11 protein-coding genes and 1 pseudogene are annotated in these 13,818 nt (G+C 28.8%); 5 read left to right on the top strand and 7 right to left on the bottom strand.

Annotation, left to right across the window (positions count from 1 at the left end; translation table 11 throughout):
• Nucleotides 1-174: 174 nt before the first annotated feature.
• Complete coding sequence (locus LPB03_RS02800) at nt 175-2,034, bottom strand: B12-binding domain-containing radical SAM protein (RefSeq protein ID WP_065317984.1); 1,860 nt, start codon at nt 2,032-2,034, stop codon at nt 175-177.
• A 173-nt stretch (nt 2,035-2,207) separates the two neighbouring features.
• Here LPB03_RS02800 and LPB03_RS02795 point away from each other — a divergent pair, with 173 nt between their 5' ends.
• The 3 genes from LPB03_RS02795 (at nt 2,208) to LPB03_RS16870 (ending at nt 3,812) form a co-directional block, all read left to right on the top strand.
• The gene (locus LPB03_RS02795; protein WP_083186956.1) at nt 2,208-3,029 is read left to right on the top strand and encodes a cyclase family protein; all 822 of its coding nucleotides are present in this window, start codon (nt 2,208-2,210) and stop codon (nt 3,027-3,029) included.
• 176 nt (nt 3,030-3,205) lie between these two features.
• Entirely contained in the window at nt 3,206-3,637 is a 432-nt protein-coding gene (locus LPB03_RS02790; RefSeq protein ID WP_065317985.1) for a hypothetical protein, read from the top strand.
• Nucleotides 3,638-3,680: 43 nt separating this feature from the next.
• The gene (locus tag LPB03_RS16870; protein WP_262502041.1) at nt 3,681-3,812 is read left to right on the top strand and encodes a hypothetical protein; all 132 of its coding nucleotides are present in this window, start codon (nt 3,681-3,683) and stop codon (nt 3,810-3,812) included.
• An 81-nt stretch (nt 3,813-3,893) separates the two neighbouring features.
• Here the strand turns inward: LPB03_RS16870 and LPB03_RS16490 are convergent.
• A pseudogene (locus LPB03_RS16490) lies at nt 3,894-4,073 on the bottom strand (zinc-dependent peptidase); the annotation flags it as partial.
• A gap of 123 nt (nt 4,074-4,196) precedes the next feature.
• Between LPB03_RS16490 and LPB03_RS02785 the strand changes: the two are divergent.
• Together LPB03_RS02785 and LPB03_RS02780 are read left to right on the top strand one after the other, a co-directional pair.
• Complete coding sequence (locus LPB03_RS02785; protein ID WP_231953128.1) at nt 4,197-4,448, top strand: type II toxin-antitoxin system RelE/ParE family toxin; 252 nt, start codon at nt 4,197-4,199, stop codon at nt 4,446-4,448.
• Between the two features lie 3 nt (nt 4,449-4,451).
• A complete protein-coding gene (locus LPB03_RS02780; RefSeq protein ID WP_065317987.1) occupies nt 4,452-4,736 on the top strand; it encodes an addiction module antidote protein in 285 nt (94 codons plus the stop codon).
• Nucleotides 4,737-4,755: 19 nt separating this feature from the next.
• Here LPB03_RS02780 and LPB03_RS16930 read toward each other — a convergent pair whose 3' ends face one another.
• The 5 genes from LPB03_RS16930 to LPB03_RS02765 all read right to left on the bottom strand — a co-directional run bounded on the left by LPB03_RS16930 (nt 4,756) and on the right by LPB03_RS02765 (nt 13,775).
• Complete coding sequence (locus LPB03_RS16930) at nt 4,756-4,881, bottom strand: zinc-dependent peptidase (protein ID WP_340850760.1); 126 nt, start codon at nt 4,879-4,881, stop codon at nt 4,756-4,758.
• The gene (locus LPB03_RS16925) at nt 4,826-5,173 is read right to left on the bottom strand and encodes a zinc-dependent peptidase (RefSeq protein WP_317038996.1); all 348 of its coding nucleotides are present in this window, start codon (nt 5,171-5,173) and stop codon (nt 4,826-4,828) included. The genes LPB03_RS16930 and LPB03_RS16925 overlap by 56 nt, the downstream gene beginning before the upstream one ends.
• Before the next feature lie 13 nt (nt 5,174-5,186).
• A complete protein-coding gene (locus LPB03_RS16920; RefSeq protein ID WP_317038997.1) occupies nt 5,187-5,534 on the bottom strand; it encodes a zinc-dependent peptidase in 348 nt (115 codons plus the stop codon).
• A gap of 16 nt (nt 5,535-5,550) precedes the next feature.
• Nucleotides 5,551-7,992 carry a M1 family metallopeptidase gene (locus LPB03_RS02770; protein WP_065317988.1) on the bottom strand — a complete coding sequence of 814 codons (2,442 nt, stop codon included), beginning with the start codon at nt 7,990-7,992 and terminating at the stop codon, nt 5,551-5,553.
• Between the two features lie 248 nt (nt 7,993-8,240).
• Nucleotides 8,241-13,775 (bottom strand): T9SS type A sorting domain-containing protein, encoded by a 5,535-nt coding sequence (locus tag LPB03_RS02765; protein WP_065317989.1) that lies wholly within the window; start codon nt 13,773-13,775, stop codon nt 8,241-8,243.
• Nucleotides 13,776-13,818: the final 43 nt, after the last annotated feature.

The raw sequence follows: 13,818 nt of genomic DNA, 5'->3' as shown, positions 1-13,818 counted from the left end.
ACACTTTTACAAAAAATTACTCCCAGTTTTGTCATTTCGACTAAAGGAGAAATCACACAAGTTGCTCAGTTTTGTGTTATCAACTTTATGAGATTTCTCCTAAAAGTCGAAATGGCAAGTTTGGGGTTTGTTAGAGTACAAATTATAACAGACAAGTTTTTTTTTATTAATGCTTTAAACCTCCAAAGAACTTGCTATTAAATCAGATTTCAACGTTTTTTTAGGAACTTTAAAATCGAAATAATCTTCTAAAGGAATTTCAAAACCTTTGTAATTCAAGTAATTATTTAAAGCAATATTCAATCCTTGGCTATACAAATGATGGGCTGCTCCTGTTGGATCTTCATGATACAAATCGTTTTCTGCAAAACCTTCAAATTTTGGACCAATGATTTTTATTTGAAAATCATCTGGGTTTTTACCAACTGGACTGTGACTTGTACATGCAAATTGATGCCAAAAAGCAGACTGAATGCAATTGTGCTGAAATAACTGACGCACAACTTCTAAAGAATCAATCGTTTCTTGTGCTGTTTCAGTTGGAAAACCAAACATTAAATAGGCATGCACCATAATATTTTCGTTCGAAAAAGCTTTGGTAACTCTGGCAACTTGTGCAATATCAACGCCTTTTTTCATTTTTGCTAACAACCTGTCAGAAGCCACTTCCAAACCACCAGTAACAGCAATACAGCCAGATTTTGATAATAAGGCACACAATTCTGGCGTAAATGTTTTTTCAAAACGAATGTTCGTCCACCAAGTAATATACACTTTGCGTTCAATTAAAGTGTTTGCTAACGCTCGCAACATTTTTGGAGGTGCAGCTTCATCCACAAAATGAAAACCTGTAACACCAGTTTCAGAAATTATTTGCTCAATTTTATTCACCAAATCTTCAGCTGTGGTATTTTGGTAATTGCCAATATAATCTAAAGTTACATCACAAAAAGAACATTGTTTCCAGTAACAACCATGAGAAATGGTTAGTTTATTCCATTTTCCATCAGACCACATTCTGTGCATAGGATTCATCACATCTAAAAACGACAAATATTTTGCAGTTGGCAAGCCAATGTAACTTGGTGCTGGTAAATTTTTATGATGAAAAATTGTATTGGGTTGTTTATCAGCATATACAACATCATTATTTTTACAGATATAGGTTCTTTCTAGTTGCTCCTCACCTATTTTGTGGTCCAAAAATTCGGTGATTTTTAATAAAGGACCTTCTCCATCATCCAACGTAATAAAATCAACAAAATCAAAAATTCTGGGATCTGACAAACGTCGTAATTCTGTGTTGCAATAGCCACCACCAAAAGCAACTTTAAGTTTTGGATATGCTTTTTTTATAAATTGCGCACATCTTAAGGCCGAAAATAAATTACCAGGAAAAGGAATGGTAAAACAAACCAAATCATATGTATCTTGTTTAATTTGCTCCTCTAAAATGTACAACATTTCATCCTCAATCAAAGTGGTTTCGTATTCAAGAAACTCATCAATTTGATCGAAACTAGAGGCTGTTCTGCCTAATTGTTCTGCATATCTTGTAAAGGAGAAAAACTCATCTACATTGGCATTTATAAAATCGCCCAATTCTTCTACAAACAAAGTTGCAATGTGTTTGGCTTTGTCTAAAATGCCTAATTTGCCAAATTCGGTTGATAAATCTTTGTTTAATTTGATACGTCTATGTCCATGAGGTAAAAAATCTTTGTGCACAATTTGATACGCAGCTGTTACTTCTTGCACACGCAAATATTGCATCACAGTATCTACTTTATTAATGTATTCTTCTCGCTGATTGTACACCAAAGGCAAGTCTTTATTGCCTAATAAATCTGCTTGTTTAAAAATAGCATCGATAAATTCTTTGGTAAACACAGCTGTAAACAACTCGATACTTAAATCCATTTGCGTTGCTTTTACATTTTTAGAATTTAAAAAACCTTTAATGTAGGCAGTTGCAGGATAGGCAGTATTTAACTGCGTAAAAGGTGGAGTTATTAAAAGTGTGTTTATGGACATAAAAAATTGTGAAGTGCAAAGATACTATCTGATTTACGAATAGAAATAAAAATTGTGTTTGGTTTTTGAGGAATACCATATTGAAAATCATTTTTAACAAAAAAGAACAGCTAACCAGTTGATTTTGTGGTTTAAAAAAGCTAACTTTATCAACAATTCTTAAAATTAAAAAAATGAAAACGTCTTATTTTATCATTCTAATATTCTTTTTCTCATTTAATGCTTGTGATCATAAATCCATAGATTCACAAGGTTCTACTACTTCTCAAGAGAAAAAAATAATTGATTTATCACATGTTTATTCTGATGAAACTATCTATTGGGTAACAGCCAAGGAATTTAAATTAGATACTGTTTTTAAAGGACAAACTGATAAAGGTTATTACTATGCTGCCAATAATTTTAGTACAGCAGAACATGGTGGAACTCATATAGATGCACCCATTCATTTTGCAAAAAAAGGACTAACTGTTGATGAAATACCACTTGAAAAACTAATTGGACCAGCAATAAAAATTGATGTTTCTTTAAAAGTGCTTGATAATTCTGACTACCTAATTAGTATTGAAGATATTTTAGAATGGGAAAAAAAGGAGAACACAAAAATTCCAAATGGAAGTATTGTTTTATTACAAACAGGTTTTTCTAAATACTACCCAAATAAAGTTAAATATTTAGGAACTGATGAACGTGGAGAACATGCAGTTCAAAAACTACATTTTCCTGGATTATCTGCAGAAGCAGCACAATGGTTGGTTGATAATCGTCAAATTAATTCAATTGGAATTGATACTCCAAGTATTGATTATGGTCAATCAGAATTTTTTAAAAGTCACGTTATATTACTCTCAAAAAACATACCTGCTTTTGAAAATTTAACCAATTTAGAGCAGTTACCAAATATTGGTTTTAAAGTAATTGCATTACCAATGAAAATTCAAGGAGGAAGTGGAGCTCCATTAAGAATTGTTGCACTGCTCAATGATTCTCAATAAGAACCATCTCTTAAAATTTAACAAAGTTTAAAATTATATCTTTATTATCTCATTAAGTTACAAATAAAAAGGGTGTTTTTCCTGTTTGTTTTCTTTGGAAAAAGACGAAATTAGCTAACTCTGGATATAATAAATTAAAACACGGTATTTTCTTTAATATTATAAAAACTTATTTGATGGAAAATGAAGGAAACAGACTAAAAGGAAAGAAAAACCAATTTTATAGACTTTTAATTTCCTTTAATGATTTTAAAGAAGTTTTGGATATTGCAAGAATAATATTTGATAAAAATAATTTAGACTTAGAAATTAATACTGAAAAAAGAAAAATAGATATATTAACAAAAGAAGCTCTATCTTCAGCTTTAATAGTCGCATACTCAAGACCTTTCTCTGGAAATGATAAAAATTCTAAAAATTCTATTCCTGATTTAAACAAAAATGTTATCAAGATTTTAAACACCAATGAAAAAGAACTGCACAATTCCTTGATAAAACTTAGAAATAAAGCTATTGCTCATTCTGACTCTGATATAATTGATATAAAACCTTATTATATGAGTGTAAATAATAAAAAAACTAGATTTATTAATTCCTTTAAGAAATAAAACTAGATTGACTTTTTCAAATGAAATGCTTCTAAATATTGAAATGATTTGTTCAAAATTACTAGGTGAAATTGATAAAAGAAGAAGGATTTTAGAAAAAGAACTTGAGAATTTTATTCCTATAAAAGAAATAGGTATTGATAATTTTGATTTCCCTTTCAACATCGAAAGCTAAAGATATTTTACAGATCGAATTTTCTCTGATTTTCTAGACTATAAAAAATAGAAAGTTTAAAATAATTCAGAAACTCAAACATCACCTCACAAAACAACTCTCCAGCATCTTATACAATGCTGGATGTTTTCTTTTTAGCAATTTAGGTCTTTCAAAAAAGTATTCTCCTGCCACTGCTAAAAACTCAGTTTGAGAAGTGCCTCCATAATTTCTAATATCGGATTTGTCGTTATTAATTTCCTCCATTTTTTTATGGACTAATTATATCACGCTTAAAAAAGTTTTTAATAACTCTAAAAATTACTTATTTTTGTATCCAAGTAGATACAGTGTTTTATGTTCTTTATTGAGAAAACTATCGAATTTGACAAATGGCTAAGAAAATTGAAAGATTTTAAAGCCAAAGCAAAAATTATATTTAGAATTCAGAAATTAGAGATTGATGAGCATTTTGGAGATTCTAAATCTGTAGGCGATGGAATAAGAGAGTTGAGAATTAATTATGCAAAAGGTTATCGAATTTATTTTAAAGAAAAAGATGGTAAAATAATTGTATTACTTATTGGTGGAGATAAATCTACCCAACAAAAAGACATCAACAAAGCAAAAGAAATCTGGAATAAATTAAATAAATAAAAAATGGAAACTTCAAAATTTGATATAGCCGATTATTTAGACAGCAAGGAAATGATTGCTGAATATTTAAACACTGTTTTAGAAGAAGGAAATACTACAGATATCATAAACGCAATTGGACATGTTGCAAAAGCAATAGGAATGACTAAAATATCTGAAGAAACTGGTTTAAGTAGACCTAGTTTATACAAAGCTTTATCTGATGGTTCTAAACCACAATTTGCAACAATAATGAAAGTTTTAAAAGCAATTGGTGGCCAAATTCAAATAAATCCTATATCTGCTTAAAATATTAAAAATACCAACATCACTTCACAAAACAACTTTTCAACATTTCATACAATGCTGGATGTTTTCTTTTTAGCAATTTTGGTCTTTCAAAAAAGTATTCTCCAGCCACTGCTAAAAAACTCAGTTTGAGAAGTACCTCCATAATTTCTGATATCAGATTTGTCGTTATTGATTTCCTCCATCTTTTTATGCACCAATTGCAAATATGGAATGGTGTATTGTTTGTCTAACAACGCATTCGGAATTCCGTCAACAACACCATCTGCTTTGTCTAACAAATGTATAAATTCGTGAATGGCTGTGTTGCCTTTATCAGTTTTATTGCTAAAACCATGATGCAATGCTTTTCTAGATAAAATCATGTGGTTTTCAAATCTTCCTGTACCTACTAAACCACCAATATTTCTACCTTCGGTTTTACTGCTGAATTGCAACTCTTCATCAAAATTAATCAGGATACATTAAAACAGTAGAGAGATTTGCATAGTGCCAATTTGGGAATCTAAAAACAGGAATTACAGCACTTGCTGCAATTAACAATCGATCTAATTCTTCCAATTCAAAATGAATTGCTTCAATAGTTGTTGCTTCTAAAAAACGAACCATTTTAGCTTGAAAAAGGGTTTGCTCCTCTTTTGTTAACTTCTTGTAAAACAAAACGTTTTGCACTAATATTTGATGCCAATGTTCAGGAACTATCACATCTTTCAAAGACACAATTTTCGACTTCTTTTTAGGTTTTAAAGCAAAAAACAACACCATAAGAAGAATTGCAATACTAATAATATAGCTCATTATTTTTTAAATTAAACTACAGCAATTTAGCCATGGCTGTTTTAATAATTTCTATATTTCGTTCTTTGTTTGGTTTATTCGCTTTCTTTTGATCGTCAATCATATTTCTCATTAAATTGATGACCACTTTATCAAAATTAAACCCTTTAAACTCGGTTCCTTTTACAACCATATCATCCACCGTATTTTGAATAGCTTCTGTATTGTTGCTTTCAGAAATTTGTTTAAATGCCTTTTGATACAACTCTTTAGTATCATCATCATTGGTTAGAAACATCCCAGAAACTACTGTTTTTGCGATAAAAGGCAATTCAGTTTCGTCATTTTCTTCGATAAAAATTCGGGTTAAAGGCGTTGCTAAAATTTTACGCACTTCATCTGGCAATTCTTTCGATTTTTTTAACGCAGTTGGTTTATCAATATAATACATAGAAACCAGTGCTTTGCCCAAAACCGAATACGATTTACTTTCTAATGCTTTTGCAAACACCGATTTTAATTCTGGATCTGTTAACTTTCCTAACGTGTTTAAAGCTTCAGCTTGCACAATAGTTTTTGAATCGTTGTTGGCCATTTTCATAATTTTGGAAATGGCATCTTTCTTTGTGTTTTTATTAATTAAGTCGATATTTTGTAACGCTAACTGTCTTATTTTAAAAGATTCATCATTCAAGGCAGCAACTACTGCATTAAAAGCATCTTTATCTTCTTGTTTTTTAACAACTTCCAACAAAGCTTCTCTTCTGTGTGCGTAATTATCAGCATTTTTTAACTGAAAAATATAATCACTTAAAATCTTGTTTTCATAAATTTTACAAATCAATACATTGTCTGCATTTACTTGGATTAAATTGGGTTGTTTGTTATAAGTAAACGTAAAAGAAGCATCATTTCCTTCTACAAAAACATTGTGTCTTGTTCTTTTAGTTCCTTCAAAAATATCAATAGCAAAAGGAAATTGAAACGTTTCTCCTTGCAACTGAATGATATTTACTGTCACCGTTTTTTGCAACGTATTGTAATCGTAAGAAATTTCTATATTTGGGTGATTTGCGCCAAAATACCACTGATTAAAAAACCAGTTTAAGTCCTTCCCTGTTAATTCTTCAAACACCAAACGCAATTGCGAAACTTCTACATCTTGGTATTTATATTGAGTTAAATACTGCTTTAATCCTAAGAAAAAAGCTTCATCACCTAAATAGGTTCGTAGATTATGTAGAATTGCGCCACCTTTGTTATAGCTTACTAAATCAAACAACTCTTCTTGATCATCATATTGATAACGAACTAAACTTTTGGCATCATTTTGTCCGTTTTTATACGCCTCTAATTGCTCAAAATAATGCATTTCTTTGGCAACTTTTCCGTATTTATATTCTTGCCATAAATATTCACCATAATTGGCAAAAGATTCATTTAAGGTAAGATTACTCCAACTTTCTGAAGTGACTAAATTGCCAAACCAATGATGCATAATTTCGTGAGCAATAGTATTTTCTTGAACATTTTCATCAATTAATTGTCCTGGTTTTTGATAGGCCTGTTCTCCATGCACAACTGCTGTTGTGTTCTCCATAGCTCCAGAAACGTAATCTCTTACCACAATTTGATTATACGCTTCCCAAGGATATTCCACTCCTAATTTCTCTGAAAAGAAACCAATCATTTCTGGAGTTAACCCAAAAATATCTTTTGCATTCGAAGCATATTCCTTTTCTACATAATAATTTACAGGGATATTCTTGTATGAATCTTTGATAATTTCAAACTCACCAACAGCCATAAACACTAAATAAGGTGCATGTTTTTGATCGAATTTCCAATAATCTGTTCTATTATTCCCAACATTTGTTTGGTTTACTAACGTTCCGTTTGAAAGTGTTTTGTACTTGTTAGGAACTGTTATATAAATTTCTTGGGATGTTTTTTGGTTTGGAGCATCAATAGTAGGAAACCAAATTGAATTGGCTTCTGTTTCACCTTGAGTCCAAATTTGCGTAGGTTTATTTTTGTCAATTCCATCTGCATTGATAAAATACAAGCCTTTTTTATCGGTTATTGTTTCTGTAATTCTGTCTTTTGCCTTTTCTGGTCTTGCAGTATACTTGATGTAAATAGTAAATTCTTCGTCTTTTTGATACGTTTTTGGCAATTCGATTGATAAATCGAAATCATTATAATTAAAAGGTAGCTTTTTATTATTTAGAGAAACCTCTTTGATAATCATGGAATTAGCATCCAACGTAATTTTATAAGTTGTATAAAAGTGAGGCTTTGCAGTAATCCAAGCTTCCCCATTCATGGTTTTATCGTCAAAATTAAAATCAACTTTTAGTTTTGTATGCACTAAATCGTGCGTTTTTTCTCTTTCTGATTTATAAGTAGTTGTATTTTGCGAAAATCCACTATTTGCAATCAACACAAATAATAAGATTATAATTTTCTGAAACTTCATAAATGTTATTTTCTTAACGCTTCAAAAATAGTAATTCTAATGATAGAAGCTGTTAATGAGCAGTTAAATTCAAAAAATGTACCAAAAAGATTAATTTGTTTAAAATTGATTGTTTTTGATTTAATAATCAGTAAATATATTTATGTTTTTTTGTGTATTCTATAAAAAAAAACAAGACTAATTGTGTAACTAGTCTTGTTTTAAATGTTATTTTCTCTATTCTCTTTTTTCTATTTTAAAGATAAATTCTAATTTTTAATTAGTTTTTTATGAATTGAACCTTTATTCGTTTTAATTTTTACCACATATACTCCAGTTGCTAATCCTAAAAGATTTACATCGCTATTTTGAGTTGTTTGTAGTTTTTTACCCACCAAATTGTAAATTTCTATCGACTTTAAAATCAAACCATTTGAAACTGAAATTTCAATCCTTGAAGTTGCAGGGTTTGGATACATTCCAATATTTTCATTTAAAAAGTTTTCATCTACAGCCAATGTTCCTGCAGGAGGACAATAGGTATTGTAACTCGCTACAGGATCTTTGGTCCAATTTGCGTTTCCGTTTGCAAAAGCAACATCATCTACTTGAATACACTTTAAATCTGGGTTTCCAGTTGCATCTAGGTTTAAAAGATTTGCATTGCTATCATTATTAATGTTTAAATAAATTAACTTATTATTCCTTACAATTAATTCTGTAAATGTTGAAATTTCAGAAATATCAATTTCTTCAATTAAGTTATCAGCAACATTTAATTTTTTGACATTATTTTTACTTCTGGCTATACTTTTTGTTTTACCAGAAATCCTAGAAGAAACTACTACAGTATTTGCAGTTAATAAGCTACTGATATCTGTAATACTATTGCCAGATATATTGATGCTTGCAGCATTTGTAAACGCTTCTAAACCTGTAACTGAAGTAATATTTTGTCCACTTAAATCTAAATCGCCTGTAAATGCTTGTGCTTCTTCATAGGTAATCATTCCATCTCCATCATCATCTAAACCTGCAATTGAATTTAAAGAATCCTCTAAACTAGAATCTTCTGTATACACTTCCCAAATAGCATTACAATCTGTGCTATAAGTAGCAGTTGTATCTTTATTTAACCAATTATCATTAGCATAAGCAACGTTATCAACAGAAATACACGTTAAATTTTCGTTGCCTGTAATATCTAAATTTGTGATTGCTGCATTATTTCCGTTTCTTAAAACTGCTCTTTCTAAAAGATTGTTATTAATTAGTAAGGTTTCTAGATTTGCATTTCTTTGAATATCGATATTCACAATGTTATTATCGCTAGCATTCAACTCCACTAAAAGTGGATTTTTAGATACATCTATACCTGTAAATTCGTTTTCGTTCATTAACAACGTTATTAATTTTGTGTTTTTAGAAACATTTAAAGAAGTAATTTTTGTTTTAAAAACATCTATTCTTTCTAACAATACATTTTTAGAGACATCTAATGAAGTAACGTTTGTTTCTCCTAATCGAATATCATATAATTTTGGATTGTTAGAAATATCTAAGGTTGTTATTTGAGTATCAGAAACATATAATCTTTGCAGTTTTGACAACATGCTAACATCTAAAGTGGTTAAAGAAGTTCTCCATACATGAATTCTATTCAATTCTAAATTGTTTGAAAAATCAATTGCAGATAAATTAAAATTCCAATCTAATTGTAAATTTTCTAAATTGATATTAGAAGTGATGTCAATAGATGTTAGTTCATTAATATTTAACCAAAGATTTTTTAAATTGATGTTGTTTGAAACATCAATTGAAGTAATTTTATTATCACCAGCATATAAACTCTCTAAATTTACCAACATACTAATATCTAAACTATTCAAATCGTTTAAAGAAATATCTATAAAATTTAACGCTAAATTATTAGAAAAATCTACTTGAGATAGGTTGTTACTGTCTAAATCTATCCAAGTAAGTTTTGTGTTTTTAGATAAATCAATTGTTGTTAAATCGTTACCTCTAAAATTTAGCCCTGTAATATTTACAAAAGCTTCTATACCTGTTAAATCTGCTATGTTTAACTCTTCCCCTACTAAAGCCTCATTAAATTGTTCTGCTTCTGAAATCTGAATTTCAGTATCTTCATTTGTATTTATCAAAGTATTTGCCAATAAAGCAGCTTTTAAATTTGCATCTGGAATACTTACAATACCTTCATTACAATTTAAACTAAAATTGGTTTGAGGATCTTTTTGAGTCCAGTTTGTAGTTGCATAAGCAATATCATCAACTTGAATACATGTTAAATTTGGATTGTTTGAAGCATCAAAATATGTTGAATTGCTATTATTTCCATTTTTTACATTTAATGAGGTTAATAAATTATCATTACAACTAAATGAAAGTAAGTTTGTGTTATTTGAAACATCTAAATTTGTTATTTGATTATTTGCTGTTCTAAAATCGCTCAAATCAGGTAACATACTTACATCTATACTTGTCAACAAATTATCGTAAATATCTATTCTTACTAATTTTGTATTGGTTGATAAATCAATTGTAGCTATTTGATTTCCTGAAGCATACAGCCAAGTTAATTCGGTATTATTTGAAATATTTAAACTGTTAAAAGAATTTTCATGCACAAATAAATCTTTTAAGTTTAGCAACATAGAAACATCAACAGTAGAAATTTGATTTCGCATAATTCCTAAACGTTCTAAATTTATATTGTTAGAAACATCTATAGTTGTAAGTTGGTTTTCATTTACAAAAAGTGAAACTAAATTAACGTTTTTAGAAACATCTATAGAAGTTAATAGATTCGCTCCTAAACTAACATCTCCCAAAGCAATATTTGCTGATAAATCTACAGATGTAATTTCATTTTCTCTAACATCTAAATATGTTAAATTTGGCATTGCAGAAATACCTGTAACATCTGTAATTTTAGCTAACACATTAGGTGTTAATTCATTTGTTAAAGGATTCCCTATTTTTAAGCTATCAATAGCAATTGCTTCGCTTTCTAAAATATTGCCAGTTAAACCATTTGTATCCCATCCTAAATCAATTAAAGCTTGCTCAAAATTTGCATCTGGAATTGTTACAAACATAGATCCAAAACCACAATCTTCACTAAAAGAAAAACCGCCATTAATGTTCGTAAAATTGGTATTCGCATAATTTTCATTATCAACTTGAACACATGTTAAATTAGTATTGTCTTTAATTTCTAAATTGTTAAAGCTAACATTATTACCATTGTTTAGATTTACACTTGTATACAGTGTATTATACATTACAAAATTTTCTAATTGATTATGATTAGACAAATCTAAAGTTCCATCAAAACGAACATCACTAATATCTAATTCTTTTAATGCTAAATTGTTAGAAATATCTAAGTTTGTTAAATTATTAGTATAAACTAATAGTTTGGTAAGATTTGTATTGTTAGAAACATCTAAACTAGTAAGATTCGCTTCATAAGCATACAGTTCATCTAATTTTGTTAAGTTGGATAAATCAACAGTATTTATATTATTGATACCAAAAGCCAATACTTTTAAAGAATCATTTTCGGTAAGGTTTAATTCTGTAAGATTATTCGAGTTTACGTTTAACAGATTTAAATCCTTATTTTTAGAAACATCTATGGTTGTTAAATTAGAACCTGCTATGATTAATTCCTTTAATTTTAAGTTGTTAGAAACATCAATTGTAGCAAAAGAGTTGGTTTCTGATCTTCCACTTAAATCGCCTGAATTTCCTCCTAACCACAAAGAATTTAACTCTGGACTGTTGTTTACATCAATTTCAGTTAATTGATTTTCATAAGCTCTTACAAATAATAACTCAGGATTTTGAGAAACATTTAAAGTTGTTAATTGATTACCATCTACTAAAGCTTGTGTTAAAGCTGGATTGTTAGATAAGTCTAAGCTTGTTAAATTATTGCTAGAAACCCAAAGATTGGTTAGTTTGGTGTTTTGAGAAACATCTAAACTTTCCATTTGTTGAAAAGGAATTTTTAGCTCTTCCAAGTTAGGTAAACCTGATAAATCTAAACTAGCAACTTTATTATATGCTAATTGAATATAAGTTAAATTTGGAGAGTTGCCAAAAATGATATTTTCTAAATTAGATAACGTAGTAAGTGTTATACTCGTTAACTTGGTATTATTACTTAAATCAATAGTTGTAAGTTGAGAACTTCCTCCAAAAATTGAAAAAACTTCTAAATCTGTATTTAAAGAAACATCAATATCAGATAGATTATTACCATCTAAATATAATTTTTTCAGTTGTGAGTTTTGAGTTGTATTAATTGAGGTTAACGAATTATTACTTGCGTGTAAATATGTTAAATTAGACATTTTTTCTAAACCTACTAAAGATGCAATTTCTTTTCCACTAATTTTTAAACTATCAATAGTTTGCGCTTCAGTCTCTAAAATTGTTCCACTTAATCCATTAGAATCCCAACCAGCATCAATTAAAGCTTGTTCAAAATTTGTATCTGGTATTGCAATTGTAGCATTTGGATTTCCACAGTTTGTACTAAATATTGCATTATCATCTTTAATCCATTCTGAAGTGTCTTGAGTTACATCAACTTGAATACAAGATAAATTAGGGTTTTGATTTACAAAAACTGGAGCAAAAGATTGTGGGTTTCCTTTACCTAATAATAAATTTGCACTTACATCTAAACTGCTAAAACCATTATTATCTAAATATAAATTGGTTAATTTAGTATTATTACTAAGGTCGATATCTAAAATTGAGTTGTGTTCTATAGAAAGCCAAAGTAACTCTGGGTTATTACTAACATCTATGCTAGAAATATTATTGTTTGATATTGTTAAATATTCTAAATCTGTATTTTGAGATACATCTAAACTTGTAAAATTGCTATTAAAGCTAGCGTAAATTCTCTTTAGCTTGGTGTTTTGCGTTACATCTATTCCAGAAATTCCAACTCCGTCTAAGGTTATAAACTCTAAATTAATGTTATTCGTAAGATCAATTGCGTTAATTGGATTATTAGAAATTCTTAAATCTCTCAATGCAATATTATTAGATAAGTCTAAACTAGATATTGTATTGTTTGGATTTAAATCGTGATTATTATCCATCCTTAAAATTTCTAAAAATATATTTTGACTTACATCTAAAGTGGATAGTAAATTATCATATGCTTGTAAAGTAACCAAATTTACATTTTTAGTTAAATCTATACTAGTCAATTGATTGCCATGAATAAATAAGTCCTTAATATTTAACAAAGTAGAAACATCGATAGAAGTAAACTGATTTCGCATGATTCCAAAACGCTCTAAAGTTGTATTGTTAGAAACATCTATGGTTGTTAATTGGTTATCATTTACAAATAGTGATTTTAAATTTACATTTTTAGAAACATCTATTGTAGATAAGAGATTTCCTCCTAAACTAACATCTACCAAAGCAATATTTGCTGATAAATCTACAGATGTAATTTCATTTTCTCTAACATCTAAATATGTTAAATTTGGCATTCCTGAAATACCTGTAATATCTGTTATTTTAGCAAAAACATTAGGTGTTAATTCATTTGCTAAAGGATCTCCTATTTTTAAGCTATCAATAACGATCGCTTCACTTTCTAAAATATTACCATTTAAGCCATTAGTATCCCAACCTAAATCTATTAAAGCTTGTTCAAAATTAGCATCAGTAATTGAAATGTTCTGAGAAAAGAGATGGTTACTTATAAAAAAGAATACAAGAATAAAAAATAGTTTTGTTTTCATAATTAATAGTTTAGGATTGTTTAATTTGTAAAAAAAAATGAAA

It is taken from the genome of Polaribacter vadi (genome assembly GCF_001761365.1).
GTDB classification, from domain to species: domain Bacteria; phylum Bacteroidota; class Bacteroidia; order Flavobacteriales; family Flavobacteriaceae; genus Polaribacter; species Polaribacter vadi.
The sequence above is the reverse complement of the archived record's forward strand: the minus strand, read 5'-3'. Positions and strand labels throughout refer to the sequence as shown.